This window comes from Eisenbergiella tayi, assembly GCF_001881565.1.
GTDB lineage: Bacteria > Bacillota > Clostridia > Lachnospirales > Lachnospiraceae > Eisenbergiella > Eisenbergiella tayi.
Genome location: NZ_MPDJ01000004.1, coordinates 641,989 through 659,546 on the forward strand (window position 1 = coordinate 641,989; position 17,558 = coordinate 659,546).

General features: G+C 47.5%; 14 protein-coding genes. 4 read left to right on the forward strand and 10 right to left on the reverse strand.

Annotated features, from left to right (window positions below; genetic code table 11):
* Positions 1 to 122: 122 nt before the first annotated feature.
* The 3 genes from BLA28_RS17480 to BLA28_RS17490 are packed head-to-tail and all read left to right on the forward strand — an operon-like array spanning position 123 to position 1,896.
* Positions 123 to 566 carry a LytTR family DNA-binding domain-containing protein gene (locus BLA28_RS17480; RefSeq protein ID WP_069158335.1) on the forward strand — a complete coding sequence of 148 codons (444 nt, stop codon included), beginning with the start codon at positions 123 to 125 and terminating at the stop codon, positions 564 to 566.
* Positions 567 to 568: 2 nt separating this feature from the next.
* The gene (locus tag BLA28_RS17485) at positions 569 to 1,021 is read left to right on the forward strand and encodes a DUF3021 domain-containing protein (RefSeq protein WP_159464068.1); all 453 of its coding nucleotides are present in this window, start codon (positions 569 to 571) and stop codon (positions 1,019 to 1,021) included.
* A gap of 2 nt (positions 1,022 to 1,023) precedes the next feature.
* Positions 1,024 to 1,896, forward strand: coding sequence for a GNAT family N-acetyltransferase (locus tag BLA28_RS17490; protein WP_069158336.1), 873 nt, complete (start codon positions 1,024 to 1,026; stop codon positions 1,894 to 1,896).
* Positions 1,897 to 1,935: 39 nt separating this feature from the next.
* On the opposite strand, the gene BLA28_RS17495 is transcribed toward BLA28_RS17490, so the two are convergent.
* The 7 genes from BLA28_RS17495 to arfA form a co-directional block, all read right to left on the reverse strand.
* Positions 1,936 to 3,330: an RsmF rRNA methyltransferase first C-terminal domain-containing protein gene (locus BLA28_RS17495; RefSeq protein ID WP_069158337.1), complete on the reverse strand. Its 1,395-nt coding sequence runs from the start codon at positions 3,328 to 3,330 to the stop codon at positions 1,936 to 1,938.
* A 73-nt stretch (positions 3,331 to 3,403) separates the two neighbouring features.
* Positions 3,404 to 4,096, reverse strand: coding sequence for a hypothetical protein (locus BLA28_RS17500; protein WP_069158338.1), 693 nt, complete (start codon positions 4,094 to 4,096; stop codon positions 3,404 to 3,406).
* The gene (locus BLA28_RS17505) at positions 4,074 to 4,514 is read right to left on the reverse strand and encodes a DUF6608 family protein (protein WP_009252134.1); all 441 of its coding nucleotides are present in this window, start codon (positions 4,512 to 4,514) and stop codon (positions 4,074 to 4,076) included. Before BLA28_RS17505 ends, BLA28_RS17500 begins: the two co-directional genes overlap by 23 nt.
* Positions 4,511 to 4,960 (reverse strand): LytTR family DNA-binding domain-containing protein, encoded by a 450-nt coding sequence (locus BLA28_RS17510; protein WP_069158339.1) that lies wholly within the window; start codon positions 4,958 to 4,960, stop codon positions 4,511 to 4,513. The genes BLA28_RS17505 and BLA28_RS17510 overlap by 4 nt, the downstream gene beginning before the upstream one ends.
* Positions 4,961 to 5,203: 243 nt before the next feature.
* On the reverse strand, positions 5,204 to 9,157 hold the full coding sequence (locus BLA28_RS17515; RefSeq protein WP_071699268.1) for a GLUG motif-containing protein: 3,954 nt from the start codon (positions 9,155 to 9,157) through the stop codon (positions 5,204 to 5,206).
* Positions 9,154 to 11,622 carry an efflux RND transporter permease subunit gene (locus BLA28_RS17520; protein WP_069158341.1) on the reverse strand — a complete coding sequence of 823 codons (2,469 nt, stop codon included), beginning with the start codon at positions 11,620 to 11,622 and terminating at the stop codon, positions 9,154 to 9,156. The genes BLA28_RS17515 and BLA28_RS17520 overlap by 4 nt, the downstream gene beginning before the upstream one ends.
* Before the next feature lie 219 nt (positions 11,623 to 11,841).
* On the reverse strand, positions 11,842 to 13,341 hold the full coding sequence (gene arfA / locus BLA28_RS17525; protein WP_069154299.1) for an arabinosylfuranosidase ArfA: 1,500 nt from the start codon (positions 13,339 to 13,341) through the stop codon (positions 11,842 to 11,844).
* A 186-nt stretch (positions 13,342 to 13,527) separates the two neighbouring features.
* On the opposite strand from arfA, the gene BLA28_RS17530 reads away from it, so the two are divergent.
* Positions 13,528 to 14,337 carry a helix-turn-helix transcriptional regulator gene (locus BLA28_RS17530; protein ID WP_069158342.1) on the forward strand — a complete coding sequence of 270 codons (810 nt, stop codon included), beginning with the start codon at positions 13,528 to 13,530 and terminating at the stop codon, positions 14,335 to 14,337.
* A gap of 10 nt (positions 14,338 to 14,347) precedes the next feature.
* Here the strand turns inward: BLA28_RS17530 and BLA28_RS17535 are convergent, their stop codons facing one another.
* The 3 genes from BLA28_RS17535 to BLA28_RS17545 all read right to left on the reverse strand — a co-directional run bounded on the left by BLA28_RS17535 (position 14,348) and on the right by BLA28_RS17545 (position 17,515).
* On the reverse strand, positions 14,348 to 14,770 hold the full coding sequence (locus tag BLA28_RS17535; protein WP_009252126.1) for an acyl-CoA thioesterase: 423 nt from the start codon (positions 14,768 to 14,770) through the stop codon (positions 14,348 to 14,350).
* Positions 14,771 to 14,901: 131 nt separating this feature from the next.
* Positions 14,902 to 16,308: an oxaloacetate decarboxylase subunit alpha gene (locus BLA28_RS17540; protein ID WP_009252125.1), complete on the reverse strand. Its 1,407-nt coding sequence runs from the start codon at positions 16,306 to 16,308 to the stop codon at positions 14,902 to 14,904.
* Positions 16,309 to 16,363: 55 nt separating this feature from the next.
* A complete protein-coding gene (locus BLA28_RS17545; RefSeq protein WP_044968795.1) occupies positions 16,364 to 17,515 on the reverse strand; it encodes a sodium ion-translocating decarboxylase subunit beta in 1,152 nt (383 codons plus the stop codon).
* Between the last annotated feature and the right edge of the window lie 43 nt (positions 17,516 to 17,558).

The following is a 17,558-nucleotide window of genomic DNA, read 5'->3' on the forward strand; positions in this document are numbered from 1 at the left end:
TCTTCACCGGCGGTAAGATGCTTTATTCCGGTATAAGATGCTTCCCTGAAGGGCAAAGCGCACGTTTTTTCCAAAGTAATATGCTATACTATCTTTAGAACATATATACAGGAGGTATCTTAATGAGAGTGGAAATTAAAGTGGAACCGGACTGCAGGGATCCATATGCCGTTCTGCATATCGCCAGGCTTACACCCTCCCTGCAGACTGCTGTAAGCTTTCTGGAAAGGGAGGGGGATGAAATCCTTTTTTCCGCCCAGCGGGATGGAAAAACCTATCTTCTGGATCCGGATACCATAGACCTGATCCGCACGGAAGGCCGGGAGCTTGTTCTTTATGACAGGCAGAAAAAACGGTTTCTTCTCAGCAGGCCGCTGTATGAGCTGGAAAAGCAGCTCGGCAGCAGTTTTGTAAGGATTTCCAAATCAGCCATCGTCAATATACGGCAGATCAGCCATGTAGAGGCCTCCTTTAACGGTACCATGGAGCTGGTGATGAAAAATGGTGCGGAGGAAGTGATAACCAGAAGCTACCGGAAACAATTCAAAGAACGATTGGGGGTATGAATATGAAAAAAACAATGATTAAAGCAGTTAAATATTTATATTGGGGAATTTCCTGGGGCTGTACCTTTTTTGTCCTAATATGCCTCGTACTTTATCTTATGGGCGGAAGCGCTTATCTGGAGCAAATCATGGAGCAGTTTCCCAAACAGGCATTAGGTTCCGTTATCGTAGGAATCGCATGCGGAAGCACAAGTATTGTATATACCATGGAAAAGCTTTCCCGCAGCCTTCAGATTCTGATTCATTTCACGGTGGGCCTGGGAGTCTATTTTCTTACCGCCCTTTATCTGGAATGGATCCCCAGGCAGTTAAGCTGGAGCCTTGCCGCCTTTTTTGCCGTCGGGATCCTGAGTTTTATCGTGATATGGGCGCTCTTCTATCTCTATAATAAAAATGAGGCCCAAAAATGGAATCAACGGCTGAAAGAACTGGAAAAGGAAGGCAGAGAGGTATAAACATGAACTGGCATTTAGAAAAAAAGGTACGTAATAATCCTGCGGCAAGAAAAGCATTTAATGAACTGGCGATACAGGTTTTTCAGCTTTCCTTTGAAAGCTGGTATGAAAACGGCTACTGGACGGATGCCTACATCCCCTATACCCTTATGGACGGGGATACAGCCGCTGCCAATATTTCCGTAAACACAATGAAAACAATCTGGAACGGGCAAATAAAAAATTATATCCAGCTTGGTACGGTAATGACAGCCCCGTCCTGCCGGAAGCAGGGGCTGTCACGCTTTCTGCTGGAGGAAATAAAGAAAGACTGGGAAGGGCGCTGTGACGGTATGTATCTCTTTGCCAACAACACCGTTCTTGACTTCTATCCCAGATTTGGATTCAGCAGGCAGGAACAGTATCAGTGCAGCCTCCCTGTCCTCCCCCAAAAAGGAGTGATACGGAAACTCTCCATGGACAAACCGGAAGATCGCCGTATATTGAAAGAGCATTACCAAATGTCCAATCCGTTCTCGCTTCTGCCCATGCTGGATAACTATCCGCTTTTAATGTTCTATCTTCGTTCCTTCCTTAAAGACTGTGTTTATTATCTGCCAAAATACGATGCTGTTGCCGTTGTGGAAAAGGCAGAGGAAGAAAATACCATGATCTGCCATGATATTTTCTGCAGAGCAGATGTAAATTTCCGGGAGATTCTGAATTTTCTGTCTTTCCCGGATACAAAAAGGGTCATTCTTGAATTTACTCCAAAAGAGACCACAGACTGCGTACAGACTCCTCTGGATGATGACGGCACTCTGTTCTTCCTTACAAAAGAAGACAATCCGTTTCAGCAGCAAAAGCTGCGCTTCCCCGGATTGTCCCATGCATAACGGTGCCTCGGCGCCGTTTTCTTTATTTATATGGCGGCTTTACCTCCAGTTTTTCCGAAGTCCCTTGGGATAATGGTTTTTCATAATCCCTCCTGCCAGTTTTCCCCATCCGATACTGTAGCCGTCAACAGTTATCAGATACCAGCCCTTTTCACCGGTTAAAGGAAACGTTTCCCCGTTCAGCCAGGCAAATGCAGGGCCGTAATCTTTGTTTTCTTCCCCGGAAACCAGTTCCGCAGACAGACATACCTCATCTGGCTTCAGGGCCAGCGCCAGCGCATGCGACGGCTCAAACCTGTTCTTTTTCATCGTCCCCAGATGCAGTCCGGGCCGCAGCACCTTCAGCCCCTTCAGGGAAGGCATTCCCGGAGGGAGCAAATAAAGCTGTTCACCGAAGAAAAGATAATTGCCTCCCTGCCAGCCTTTCAGGGATTGTGATGCAAACGTGAGGAATTCCCCGCATTCTTTTTCTGAAGCCCCTCTGTTTCCGTCCTTCCGGAGCGGTAAAGAAGAGATATCCGAAAGTGTCCCTTCTTTTCTCAGGACTGCCAGAAAATGTCCTTCTCCCTTCAGCTTATGAGGCCACAGCCGCATGGTAGCCTCTATTCCCGGAGCAGGCTCCGGTATCCAGTCCGGCCTTCCCGGGGAAAAGCATTCCGGCTTCCCGGGCTTCACTATGGAAAACGCCGGATACCGCTTCAGGAAACGGCTGATTGTCCCTTCATTTTCCTGCGGGGCAAAGGTACACGTAGAGTATACCAGCAGCCCTCCATTTTGCAGCATCTGCGCGGCGCTGTCCAGAATGGTATCCTGCCTCTCCGCGCACAGCTCCACATTCTCAGGGCTCCATTCCCCGCAGGCCTCTTCGTTCTTCCGGAACATTCCTTCTCCCGAGCAGGGCGCATCTACCAGGACTTTATCAAAAAAACCGGCAAACCGTTCCGCCAGCCTCTCCGGCGTCTCATTGGTCACCACCGCATTCCGGATTCCCATACGCTCTATGTTTTCCGACAGGATCCTGGCTCTGGCCGGATGGATTTCATTACACACCAGAATTCCCTGCCCCTTCATGGCCGCCGCCAGCTGGGTACTCTTTCCTCCGGGCGCGGCACACAGATCCAGAATGCGCTCTCCCGGACGGGCATCGGCAAATGCCGCCGGGGCCATTGCACTGGGCTCCTGTATATAATAAACACCGGCCTCATGAAGAGGATGCCTGCCCGGCTGCGCCGTCCCCTCATAATAAAAACCCGTTTCCGTCCATGGCACCGGACTGAGCGAAAAAGGCGCTTTCTTCAAAAACCCCTCTGTTTCCGCCTTAAGTGTATTGATCCGAAGCCCCTGATGCCGCTCTTCCCTGAGCGTCTCATAAAAAGCTTCATATTCCTCTCCAAGCATTTCCTGCATTCGTATGATAAACTTCTCCGGAAACATATTTTCGTTCCTTTCCTTCGTATAATCTCCAAAAGAAACTTTATCAGATTTTCATTTCAAATTCCAGTAGAAATTACAATACAAATAAAAGGAACAGCAAAACATAGGTCCATTTCAGGTTTCTGTTCAGCAACAGATAAAGAGAACCGAACAAAAGGCCAATCACCACGCCTTCCAGGCCTATAGCCAGGTTACCTTTGGTGAAAATATGGGCAAGTCCCCAGGTCAGCCCCAAAATAATGCCCCCATAAGGTATTTTCCTGTTTTTAAACCAGGTTTCAAAGGCAATCTGGGCAAATACAAGAATCAGGGTGAAAAGAGCGGTTTCGAACATATAGTATATGTATTGGAAAAGGAACAAAAGCGGCCCGCGGCTCTTCCATTCCATATAAACCTTAAAGCCTCCCCAATCCATGACGGAGGTGATGATTTTGCAGGCTGACCCTGCGATCACAAGCCCCCATTGCCAGAGCTTTACCGACCGGAGGCTTTCTGTGCCGTCCCCGTCACGTTTTATCAGCTTCAGACCATAATTTTTATCCGCCGACCAAAGCAGATAGCCCGCCACGCTTCCCCATATAATACATGTGATGCACCAGTGCAGCACCGACTGCCAGGTATTCCACTGTTCCATTGTTCTTCCATAAATCATAGGTTCCAGCCAGAAAGCCAGAAGTACCTCCAGGCCGAGACCCGCAAAAGCATCCAGACTCAGACTTAATATGAGCCATCCTTTTTTTCTTTCAGTCATCCTTTTTTTCATCATTATCCGTTCTTAACTCCTCAAGAATTTTATTTGCTTTTTTGATTTCTCTGAAAAGGGACATATAATAGATCCCTGCCAGAATAATATAGGGGATTGTAAAAGATAAAAACATATCCCGGTAAGCATGTTTCCCTAAAACACCGAAATGTCCGTATATCCACAGGAAAAGCATAATGGCGCCCAAAATCACCAGATATTGCCCCAGAATCACCAGAGGCAGCGGAAATCTGTCCAGCCTGTAATGCTGGGATAAAACAAAGGTGGCCGCAAGGGAAACTACAAACATGAAAATAAAATTCATTTGATCTATTCCCCATTTGTAATGCGTGAAAGCCTCCAGGAGGATTTTCCCGATGGAAAGCATAGCATACACTTCACAAACAGTAGCAAAGTAATTTTTTCTGTCAATTATTTTCATTTCTGCATTCTCCTTTCTTTGATGAACTGAAGAAATTCGTTTTTATACGACCGGTTCAGCACTACCTTTTCCCCATTATCCAAAAGCAGCTGCATCCGCATATTCATATCCGCCGTCAGCTGACGAACCTTGTAAACATTCACCGCCGCTGATTTGCTGATACGCACGAATCCCAGAGAGCCAAACCGCTCCACCGCGGACTGTATGCCAATCTCCACCTGGTATACCTCTTCCTTCAGACAGGCGAAGCATTTCCGGTCCACTGTCTCAAAATAATAAATTTCCTCCGGAGACAGACAGGCCTGCACTCCCTCCCGTTTTCCCCAAAGCGTGTTTCCGCTTTCCGTCAAAGCCAGGATTCTCCTGATTTCATCATTATATTCCCTGTAATGGACGTCCACATAATCTTCTTCAAGCCCGGGCTCCCGGAACTGATTGACCTTCATACTGTTTCCACCTTTGTTTCAATTCTGCCGGCTACCCTATGATTATAGCAGACACTTTCGTTCCTGCAATACCGTAATGCGCAAACTGCATCTCAGAGTGCGCGATCTACATTCTGCTGCAGGAACCAAATCTGTTTTTCCTGCCTTCTCACAAAAAAAGACCGGGGCAAGCCTCCGGAGGTTCCCGAGCCCATACGGGCGGGAAGCCATCCGGATTTCCTCAGTCTTTTCCGGCTTATGATTCTATTTTTCTTTTGCAGCGGCCTTTTTTACGTTTCTTTTTCTTCTGCCCGCTCTTGCGACCATAAGAAGGATAAGAATAACCGCAGCAGCGATTCCTGCCGCATAATACATAACCTTGCTTTCCGTTTTTCCATATACCGCAAAGGAGGACCCCGATGGAATGGATGCCGTCAGATAGCTTCCGTCTGTTTGTGTTTTAGCCTCTTTCCATTTTCCATCCGTCAAAATCCAAATCTGTGCGCTGTCAGCTCCCTCCGGAATCAGGAAATGAGCCGTCAGTTCCGTCAAGTTCTGGTTCTCCGGTTCGTTTTCCAGCTTCCAGGAGTAGGCATAAGCACAGGCCTCCTCTTTGGAAGGGGGTGTGCATGCCGTAAGCTCCAGCTCCGTATTCTCATAAAAATTCCCTTCAAGCAGAAGCAGCGGTTTTCCGTTTTCCGACTCCTCGGCGGATGCAAGGCTCAACGTCCACCTCTGTTCCACAGCTTTCAATATCATATTTTCAGTCACGTTGCGCAGCGGGAATTCTTTTTCCCATTTCAAATAACCGTCCCGGGTGGGAATCCTTGGTACATCCTCTTCCTGAATGACTCCGCCGTAAGGAATTGTCATTGTTCTGCAAATATCACCGTCATTCTCAAAGGTGACCGTAACTGTGGTAAAGCCCTGGGGAATTCCTTCTTTCTGCATGATTTCCTCATAGGTGCAGCTTTCAGCCTTTCCGTAATAATTAATATTATCAATGCCGCCCCACTCCCCGGAAACAAAATAGTTGGATGCAATTTCCGCTTCCTCATTCACATGACCGGAAATACTTCCCACATATTCCCCTCTGCCGGTTTCCAGAGTACACATGGCGCCGCAGCCGCTTATGTTAAAGCCGTCCCCGCAGATACCGCCCAGATAATCCACTCCGGACACTTTACAGAAAGAATAGCTTCTGCTGATGCTGCTTGTGCTGACGCCTGCAATTCCTCCCAGCTTTTTCCCGCTTTCAGCGCTGATATTCCCATAATTCTCACAATCGTATATCAGCCCCAGTTCTTCACTGCCGGCTATTCCGCCGCAATTATTTTTTTTCGCAGTTATTTCCCCATAATTTATGCAATGGATTACCACATCGTTGGTGGTGGAACGCACTGCCACATCCGTCAGCCTGGATAAATCCAAATCCAGTTCCGGATCGAAATCGTACTCCACATTCATTGTTCCCGCAATTCCGCCCGGATTGATATCCGCTTCCACGGAACCGCTGTTGGTACAGCCATAAATCACACCCAGCGTTTTTTCCGTTATATTTCCTGAGGATACATCCAGAAGGGAATCGCCGTTCCCCATGAGGATATTCAAATCCGAACTCACGGAATCCGTAATGTGCTGCTGGGTATTCATCAATCCTTTCATGCTGTTTGTCAGGCTTTGAATCCCGCCGTCTATGGAATCCGTCAGACTGTCAATGGTATCTCCGGAAAGCTTGCTCTGATCCGTCAGTTCATTGGAAATATTTCCTGCCGCATCGGATACGGAATCTCCGGTGTCCGATATGGTATTCTGCATGTTTTTCATGTTGCCGGATATGGAAGAAAGCTCATCCTTCATCTTATTCAGATTCTCTTTTATTTCCGGATCCGCTTCGGGCATACTGATCTTATTTTTTTCCTGATCCAGTTTGCCTTTTATATCCTCCAGGCCGTCCTTAATATCATCCTTGTCAATATCCGGAAGCTTTCCGTTACCGTCGGAAGTACCGCTGTCTGTTCCGCCGCTGCCGCCTTCCGTACCGCTGTCACTGCTTCCCGTGCCGCTATCACCGCTTCCCGTGCCGCTATCACCGCTTCCCGTGCCGCTATCACCGCTTCCCGTATTTCCCCCGTTTTCTCCTTCTGCTCCGGTCACAGCAGCGCAGGTAACTGCCCTTCCATCCCCGATGTTTTTCCCGGGAGCTGCGCTTCTGCTCTTTCCTATCGGGAAATCCGCCACATATACCAGATTGCCTCCGTACCCAGCCTGCCTGATTACGCCTCCGGCCCTGACAGCAATACTGTCAGCTGCTGCATCAACCCTTCCGACACTATCCACTCTGGCACTGTCCGGCTCCTTTGAGGGATTCTCATTCCTCTCGCTTACTGATTTCTTATTCTCTCCACCGGAATTCTTATTTTCTCCGCCGTTTTCCGTATTTCCGCTGCCTTCCGTATTTCCTCCGCTTCCGGTATTTCCGCCGTTTCCAGTATTTTCACCAGTATTTGTGCTTCCGCTCTCCGTTGTACCCGAGCCGCCTTCTCCCTTATTGCCGCCGGTATTATCTCCTTCATTTCCGCCGCTTCCGCTTCCGGTATTTCCATTTTTATCCTCGTCCGTACCGCCCTGCGTTCCGCCTCCTTGTGTTCCTCCGCCTTCATTTCCGCCGGTTCCCCCGGAATTATTTCCGGAACCGCCGTCATTTCCGCCATTTTCTGTTTCCCCCGGCGTCGTTCCTCCGTCATTTTCATTGTCTTTATCCCCAATGCCCGGAATATCCCCCGGTTTGATATTTTCAATCTTATCCTTTACATCATTCACCGTACCATTTACGGCATCGATTGCGGAATTCATATCCTTGCGAATACCGTCCACCATCCGCTGCATGGTCTCATTCCCCAGACTTCCGATATTGTCCAGTGCGTCACTGATGTCATTAAGATAGTTCTTCGTCTGCTGTTTATCATCGGATATACTCTTCTGAAGGGAACTCACTTCCCGGTTCAGGCTGTCAATCGTATCCTCATACTGCTTCTGAAGGGCCTTGGTATACTGTCCCGCATCGCTGGATGTCTGGCTGAGTGCATCGGACATCTGAATCACAAGGCGGTTCATGTTCCCAAGATCATCCTGCAGCTTTTCCAGACGATCCGACAGGTATTCCGATTCCATATAGGGCTCTGCCTGGCCTGCAATGCCTCCCGCATCTTTTCTTCCCAGAATGTCCCCTTCGTTTTTGCAGTCCATAATGGTTCCGCTCTGTCTCCCGGCAATGCCTCCCACATTGTAGCCCACATGAGGATAACCTATCTTACCTTTATTGGTACAGCCCGTAATGGTGCCGGAAGAAACGCCCGCAATACCGCCGCTGTCATTTCTTGTTACCACATTCTGGGTCAGATTCAGTTCACCCAAATCCACTCCGTCCAGATTGAGTGTTGTCTTCAAATCCTCTCCGTTTATCGTGCTCTCGTTATTGCAGTCCTTGATAATGCCTTTATTTTCTCCGCAGATTCCTCCGGTTCCGTTAGTCCCCGTTACCGTTCCTGCCGAGCTGCAGTCCACGATTTTGCCATCAGCCTTGTTATAGCCGACAATCCCTCCCACGGATTTCGAAGCGGAGACATCACCTGTAAAACGGCATCCCGACAGCGTGCCGAAATTCACCCCGGCCAGGCCGCCGATATTTTCTCCGCTCCCTTCCATTCTGATATATCCTTCAACCGTCAAATCTTCTATTCTGGCATTCCTGCCAAGATAACGGAAGAATCCGAAATCAGAACCCTTACGGGAGAGAACAAAGCCGGATATTTTATGTCCGCCGCCTTCCAGGGTTCCGTTAAAATAAGGGATTCCCTGAAAATCGACTCCCTTCAAATCAATATCAGCCGTCAGAGTAAATACTTTTCCATAGCTGTACCAGTCGTCCCGGCAATCCTGTGCCAGTTTTACCAGATCCTCCTGTGAAGCAATTTCCACCGCTGCAGCCGTATCTTCACTGACAGTATCTCTGCCGGCAGCTTCCCCTCCGTCGCTTTCTTCCTCCTGTATACTATTCCCTGTCCCGATATTCACGGCCAGACAGGTTTCTGCATTTGAAAGCAAAAGGGAAACGGACAGCAGAACCACTGCCGATACCCTCCCCAAAACCCGGATGGCCTTTGAGGAATGCCTGTTTCTTATTCTTTTATTCCCTGTATATACTTTTCCTCTCATTTCTCTTCTCCTCCATCCTCCAGCATTTCAATCTCCGTCTGCTTCCCGGGAATCCGGGTCTCCAGAGAAGCATTCATCCGGCCTTGGAAGCTGCCCTTGATTTCCGCGTCAATTTCACCCTGGATAAAACCTTTCACATGGCCGTTTACCGTCATCCGGCCCCCGATTTCCCTGGTATTGTATTTGGACAGATTGATGGTAAGAGCTGTTTTTTCTATAATAAAGTCGCCGAACAGCAGAATCTGGGGAAGCACAAACAGAACAAGGATAATGGATATTAAAGTTCCTCGTCCTAAAGCGATTCCGATGGATGCCACGGTTGCATCCGAAGCGATTTTGCCTATCAGGAACCCGGCGCAGGTCAGTATGGAACCGGAGGTAAATATCGTGGGGAAAGACTGGTTCAGCGTCTCCACGATAGCGTCCCTGATTGGCATAACCTGCTTCAGCTGCAGATACCTGTTGGAAATAACAATAGCGTAATCGATGGTAGCCCCCATCTGTATGGCGGAAACGATCAGGTACGCGATAAAAAATACCGGACTGCCCGAAAGGGCAGGTACGGAAAAATTAATCCAGATACTGCCCTGGATCGTCAGCACCAGCAGCACCGGCAGTCCCGCCGACTGGAAGGTAAAGAACAGGATCAGCATGACAAACAATGCCGTAAGTATACTGATTATCAGGTTATCCGAACCGAAGGAGGACATCAGATCGTGGTCACTGGTAGAATTGCCCACCAGAATGATTTCCTTTCCCGGATAATACTTCTGGCAGACAGCCCTCACTTCATCCAGGGCCGCATAGGTTTCCTCCCCTTCCACCGGCAGGCGCAGAGACAGCACAAAACGGGAATAATCCGTACCCTGAAGCTGCTGCTTTGCATCATGAAGCGTGTCATACAGTTCATTCAAATTTTTATCCATTTCCGAATCCAGGGTCACGTAGCCCTGCTGATACTGAGCATACAGGAAAAGGAACATATCAATAATAGGCACCTCATATTCATCAATCCCTGTAAATACAGGACCGTACTGCTCCTGATTGTAAGCATATGCAACATAAAGAAGCCTTACGATTTCAATATCCAGATCCGTCAGCTCAGAAAAATTTCTGGGTGAAATCTTATCCGTAAGCATATAATCATCATTTATGGAAACATTAGCCAGCCCCAGGACACTGTCCACATAATCCAGCTTTTCAATTTCCTTCAGCGCCCCTTCTTCACTTTCATAACTGCCGCCAGGAACCATGACCACAAGCTGGTTGGAAACGCCGAAAGCCTCTTCGATCTTTTCCTGGGCAATTTTCGATTCACTTTTCTTTGCACTTTCCACGGAGCTGGTATCATAAATATACTGGCAGTTATTTGATTTCAAAAAAGCGAAAACCAGTACCAGCACAAAAAGAGGCGGAATGATATATTTTGTTTTATTTGCCAGCTTCCCGGCAAAAGTAATGTTGGGAACATAACATCTGTGATGGGAACGGTCAATCCCCTTTGCAAAAAGGAGCAGAATCCCGGGCATCAGCATGAACACGGAAATCAGGCTGAAAATAATAGCCTTAACAAGTACGATTCCCATGTCATAGCCCAGCCGGAACTGCATGAACATCATGGCCACCATACCTGAAATAGTCGTCAGGGAGGAAGCGCTGATTTCAGGAATAGCCTTGGACAAAGCCACCTTCACCGCATTTTCCGCATCCATGGTCTCGTGCTCCTCCATAAAGCGGTCACACAGGATAATGGCATAGTCAATCGCCAGCGCCAGCTGCAGCACAACAGCAATGGAGTCTGTAACGCTGGATATGGTCCCCAGCCAGTAGTTGGTACCCTTGTTCAGGATTGCCGCCACGCCAAAGGTTATAAGCAGGACGGGAATTTCCATATATGCCTTTGTGGAAAGAAGCAGAACCGTAACAATGATTATAACAGCCAGAACCAGTATCAGGTTCATGTCTTTTTCCAAAGCCTTACTTGAGGCCTCTTCGGAACCAACCTCAGTGGACACATAGGTATCATAACCGGAAAGCATATCCCGGATTTCCTCCATGGCATCCTTACTGATTTGTTCCTCCTCTTCCGCAGAAAAAGTAATATCGTAAAGCGCATTAGTCCCTGCATAATGATCTTCTGTATCATCAAAGGCAACCTCTTTTACCCCATTTACCTCTTCCAGCTTTTCCACCAGTTCTTCTGCCCTGGTGTATGTAATATTGGAAACCATAACCCGCGCGCTTCCATAAGTAAGGAACTGTTCTTCCATCAGGGAAAGTCCCCGGTTGGTTTCACTGTCAGCGGGCAGGTACTTGGTTATATCCTGATTCACCGATACTTTGTTCATAGACGCCACGCTGTAAATTACAGCAATAAAAAAGAGAACATAAATTGCCTTCCGTTTGTTTACGATAAAAGTCGCAACCGTAAGCCAAAAATTCCCTTTTTCTTTCTTTTCTTCCATTTGATACACCTCTTACTTTTCCATTTCTTCGAATCGTCAGAGGAAATTATAGCCCTGCCGCCAGGGGAAGGCAAGAGGATTTCCTGTTTCCCTTTTACCCATTTTGTTTCATTTGTCCAAAAAGGAAACGGTAATTCAAAATATGTTACACCCTTAAAAGAAAATCATAAAAAAAGCGCCTTCCTGTAAAGGAAAACGCCCTTTTGTTATCACATTCGTTTATTTCTTAAGTCTTACCACATTCCAGCTGTGCTTTCCGAACAGAGTCGTAAAGTGTCCTCCGTCCATTTTGGATGCTTCACTGTGTCCGGGTACAACACAATCCGGAGCCGCCTCTGTATTCACGGCCTTCATATCCTCATTGGTCAGCACGATATGCTCCGCTACCTTATAATCCGCAAACTGCCTGAAATCACAGCTCACTTCCAGATCCTCCTCCAGATCCTTGTTTACCGCAAAAATAGTGAGTTCTTCCTCTTCTTCATTCCAGATACATACACTATCCAGACAGGAAACCTCTCCATAAGTCCTGCTTTCATAAACAGGAGCCTGTACCTGCGTATTCAGAACAGTTCCCCTTCCGAATACGGACGCGTGCATATAAGGATAAAAAATGGTCTGTCTCCATGCCCCGGTATCGGAAGTCATGATAGGGGCGATAACATTTACCAGCTGAGCCAGGCAGGCTACCTTTACCCTGTCCGCATGACGCAGCATGGTGATGAGCATACTGCCCACCAGCAGTGCATCTTCAAAGTTATATACATCCTCCAGCTGATGAGGAGCCTGTACCCATTTTTCCAGCTGAGCGTCCGCATCATTGCTGTGATACCAAACGTTCCATTCATCAAAGGACAAGTTAATCTGTTTCTTGCTTCTCTTCTTTGCCTTCACACAGTCACAGATGGAAAGGACGGAGCTGATAAATTCATCCATGCCCTTGGAATTTGCCAGAAATTCCGTTGTATTATTGTCCCTGTTTCCATAATACTGATGCAGGGAAAGATAATCTACCTGGTCATAGCACTCGCTGAGCACTTCCTCTTCCCAATAACCGAAGGTATCCATGGTCAGAGAGGAGCTTCCGCAGGCTACCGTTTCAATGGTAGGATCCATAAATTTCATCAGACGGCTTGTTTCCGCCGCAATACGTCCGTATTCCTTTGCCGTTTTGTGTCCCATCTGCCAGGGGCCGTCCATTTCATTGCCCAGACACCAGAGCTTGATATCATGAGGCGCTTCATAGCCGTGTTTCTTTCTTAAATCACTATAGTATGTACCGCCCTTAAAATTACAGTATTCCAATACATCCTTAGCTTCTTCCGGTCCTCTGGTCCCCAGATTCACAGCCATCATGATATCCGTGCCCGCTTTTTTAGCCCAATCGGCGAATTCATTCAGCCCGAACTGGTTGCTTTCGATAACAGACCATGCCAGATCCACCTTTGAAGGACGTTTGTCCTTGGGGCCGACACCATCTTCCCAATGATAGCCGGATACAAAATTGCCGCCGGGATAACGCACGATAGGAACCTTCAGTTCCCTTACCAGATCAATGACATCCTTTCTCATCCCCTGTTCATCGGCAAAAGGACTGTTTTCCTGGTAAATGCCTTCATAAACAGCCCTCCCGAGATGCTCAATAAAGGAACCGAAGATTCTTTTGTCCACCTCTCCGGTAAGATAATATTTGTCTACAATCAATTCTGCTTTTTTCATACCATTCTCCATTCCGCCGTGTCCCGGCAAGCTTACCTATATCTGTATTTTCATCATAATCTTTGAAATAAAAAACCGCCAGTTCTTTTTCTCCGATATATTTGACTTTTCTTCCGGTTCTATGCTATCCTCATGAAAAGAACTTCCGCCGTTTTTATACCGCAGACATTCCTCAGGAGGATACCCATGATCACTCTTCATTTTTGCGAATACAACCGTTTTAACCAGGACTATGATACGATTTTCCGCCCCGGCGGAAGCGGGGATTATCTGTTCCTTCTGCTGAAAACCCCCATGAAAATCTATCTGCAGGAGGAGCTCATCATCACCAAGGAAAATGCCTGCCTTCTGTTCACTCCGCAGACCCCTCAGCATTACCAGGCCGTAAAGCGTTTCTGCAACAGCTATCTTCACTTTTCTTCCGATTTGAGTCCTGCCAGACAATATGGCTTTCCGGAAAATGAAATCTTCTATCCCTCCAACCCTGCCGAGATTGATTCCTTTATCAGAAGCGTACAGATGGAGTATTTCTCTCTTGCAGAATACCGGGATGAGTATATTCATTGCCTGATATCCCAGATGTTTATTTCCATCTCCCGGGATCTTCTCCACCGTGCCGACCGGAAGGAGGATGGTGAAAACCTCTATCTTCTTTTCCAGAATCTGCGCCTGAAAATGCTGTCAAACTGCCAGGAAGAATGGACCATCGAGCGTCTCTGCCAGGAAGTGAATCTGGAAAAGAGCCAGTTTTATGTTTATTACCACCATTTCTTTTCCACCACCCCGAAGACTGACCTCCTCCATGTACGCATGGAAAAGGCCAAAAGTCTCCTGAGCAACGAGGCCCTCCAGGTACAGGAAGCGGCCCGTCTCTGCGGCTTTACCAACCTGCAGCACTTCACCAGGTATTTCCGGAAATACTGCGGCTGTTCCCCCAGGGAATACGGCCTTTCCTGCAAACAGAAAGAGGAGCCTGTACCTGGCTCCTCCCAATAATTACCCCAATTTAATCGCCCATATATGCGACAAGCCTGTTATAAATCTCCGGATAGTCCCGTTTTAAATGTACAGGCATCATTTTCCGATCCAGAAAGCAGTGGCTGGTTTCCCCTGCCGCATGCAGCTTTCCGTCCTCCTGTCCGTATATTTCATATTTCAGCCCCATCTTAATACCGTTAAATCCATTGGGGATTACCTTAATCCTGAAATTTTCCGCATATCTGAAAGAAATCCTGTACTCACAGGAGGCTCCCAGGACCGGGATCAGGATTCCTGCTTTTTCTATCTTATCATAGGGCAGCCCTATCTGCTCCAGCACGTCCGTCCTGGCTTCTTCCATCCAGCGGATATAATTGGAGTGATGGACAATTCCCATCCTGTCGGTTTCATAATATTGAATTTTTCTTCCGTATTCCTTAACTTCTGTCATGCTTCACCTCGTACTATCCCTTTCCTGCTCACACAAAATTCATACTCTCCTCAGGCCTGCGCACACAGTTTAAACAGGCGGGCACCCTGAGATGTCCGCCTGTCAATGTAAAATCTAACTTAAGGCATTACTTATGCCGGATAAGCTCCGTTTTTGGTATCAGCCTGGGTCATATCAACCTTTTCCTGCTGAGCCTGACGGTATTTGAAGAAATCAACTGCAACCTGAGGGAACAGTGCATAAGTAAGCACATCCTCATCCTGCTGCTTCCATTCTTTCATTTCGGACTCGATCTTTTCCAGCTCGTTAGGAATCAGGTCGGCAGGACGGCAGGTAATAACCTCTGCATCTCCGATAACCTTCTTCTGTACTTCCGGATTGAAGGGCTTAACAGTAACACCGTATTTTCCGGAAAGCAGATCCTTGGTCTGATCAGTAGCAACCTTATATCTCTCACCCATCAATACGTTGAATACAGCCTGTGTACCAACGATCTGGGATGAAGGAGTAACAAGCGGGGGCTCACCCAGGTCTTTACGCACTCTGGGGATTTCCTGAAGCACTTCATCATACTTATCGCTTGCATTCTGCTCTTTCAGCTGGCTAACCATGTTGGAAAGCATACCGCCGGGTACCTGATACATCAGGGTCTTGATATTTACACCCAGAACCTTGGGATCCATCAGTCCGGTCTTTAAGCATTCCTCTCTGTAAGGTCTGAAATAATCAGCGATTTCAGCTAACAGAGCCTGATCGTATCCGCAGTCATAAGGAGTTCCGCGGAAGGTTTCAACCATAACTTCTGTTGCAGGCTGGGAGGTACCCAGTGCAAAAGGAGAAATTGCACAGTCGATAACGTCAACGCCTGCTTCCACTGCCTTTAAGTAAGTCATGCTGGCAACACCGGATGTATAATGGGTATGCAGCTGAATAGGCAGCTTGGTAGCTGACTTCAGGGAACGGATCAGCTTATCTGCTTCATAAGGAACAAGCAGTCCTGCCATATCCTTGATACAGATGGAATCAGCACCCATATCTTCAATCTCTTTTGCGATGTTCATCCAGTAATCCATGGTATAAGCATCGCCCAGTGTATAGCTCAGTGCAACCTGTGCATGTCCTTTTTCCTTATTGCAGGCTTTCACCGCACATTCCAGGTTGCGCAGGTCATTCAGACAGTCAAAAATACGGATTACATCAATACCGTTTGCGATGGATTTCTGTACGAAATACTCTACAACATCATCTGCATAGTGACGGTAACCCAGGATATTCTGTCCTCTGAAAAGCATCTGAAGCTTAGTATTCTTAAATGCTGCTCTTAATTTTCTCAGTCTTTCCCAGGGATCTTCATGCAAGAAACGCAGGGAAGCATCGAAAGTAGCGCCGCCCCAGCACTCCACTGCCTCATAGCCAACCTTGTCCATCTTCTCTGCAATAGGAAGCATTAATTCGGTAGGCATTCTTGTGGCGATCAGAGACTGATGGGCGTCACGTAATACGGTTTCCATAATTTTAATGGGTTTCGGGTCTGACATTTCCTTTTCCTCCTAAATTTCTAATAAAGTTCAGTAATCTGAATGGCTGCTTCAATCAGAATACTCCGAAGATAGCCATAAAGGTACCGGCAGCAACTGCCGTACCGATAACGCCGGCTACGTTAGGTCCCATCGCATGCATCAGAAGGAAGTTGGAAGGATCTGCTTCCGCTCCTACCTTCTGGGAAACTCTGGCGGCCATAGGCACTGCGGACACACCGGCAGAACCGATCAGCGGATTAACCTTGCCGTGTGTTATCGCACACATCAGCTTACCGAACAGAACACCTGCCGCCGTACCGAATGCGAAAGCAATAAGGCCGAGGACAACGATTTTGATAGTGTCCCAATTCAGGAATGCTTCTGCACTGGTGGTAGCTCCTACAGAGGTACCCAGCAGAATAACTACGATGTACATCAGAGCATTGGCAGCAGTTTCCTGCAGCTGTCTTACAACACCGGATTCCCGGAACAGGTTACCTAACATCAGCATACCAACAAGGGGCGCTGTGGTAGGAAGAATCAGACATACTACGATGGTAACAATGATAGGGAACAGGATTTTTTCCAGTTTGGAAACCGGACGCAGCTGTTCCATTTTAATTTTTCTTTCTTTTTCCGTAGTAAGCAGCTTCATAATAGGCGGCTGTATAATCGGCACCAGGGACATATAGGAATATGCTGCTACTGCAATAGGCCCCAAAAGCGTCGTCTGCCCGAGTTTACCACAAAGGAAAATGGAAGTAGGGCCGTCAGCACCACCGATAATAGAGATAGCTGCCGCTGCCTTGTCGTTGAAGCCAAGGGCAATAGCTCCGAAATATGCGGCAAAAATACCAAACTGTGCTGCTGCACCCAATAAAAAGCTCTTAGGATTGGCAATCAGGGGACCGAAGTCCGTCATGGCGCCTACTCCCAGGAAAATCAAGGACGGCAGGATTGCCCATTCATCCAGTTTGTAGAAATAATAAAGCAGACCGCCAACTCCATTGGCTGCATCTTCCGCATGCAGCATAATATCCGGATAGATATTAACAAGCAGCATACCGAAGGCAATCGGAGTAAGAAGCAGCGGTTCAAATCCCTTGGCTATAGCCAGGTAGAGAAATAAACAAGCTACTGCGATCATCAGGTAGTTTCCCCAGGTCAAATTGAAGAACGCCGTCTGATGCACCAGATTGTCTAATGTGGTTACTATGTAATCCATTCTGTTGACCTCCCATGTTAATTCAGCCAAAACTCATAAACTC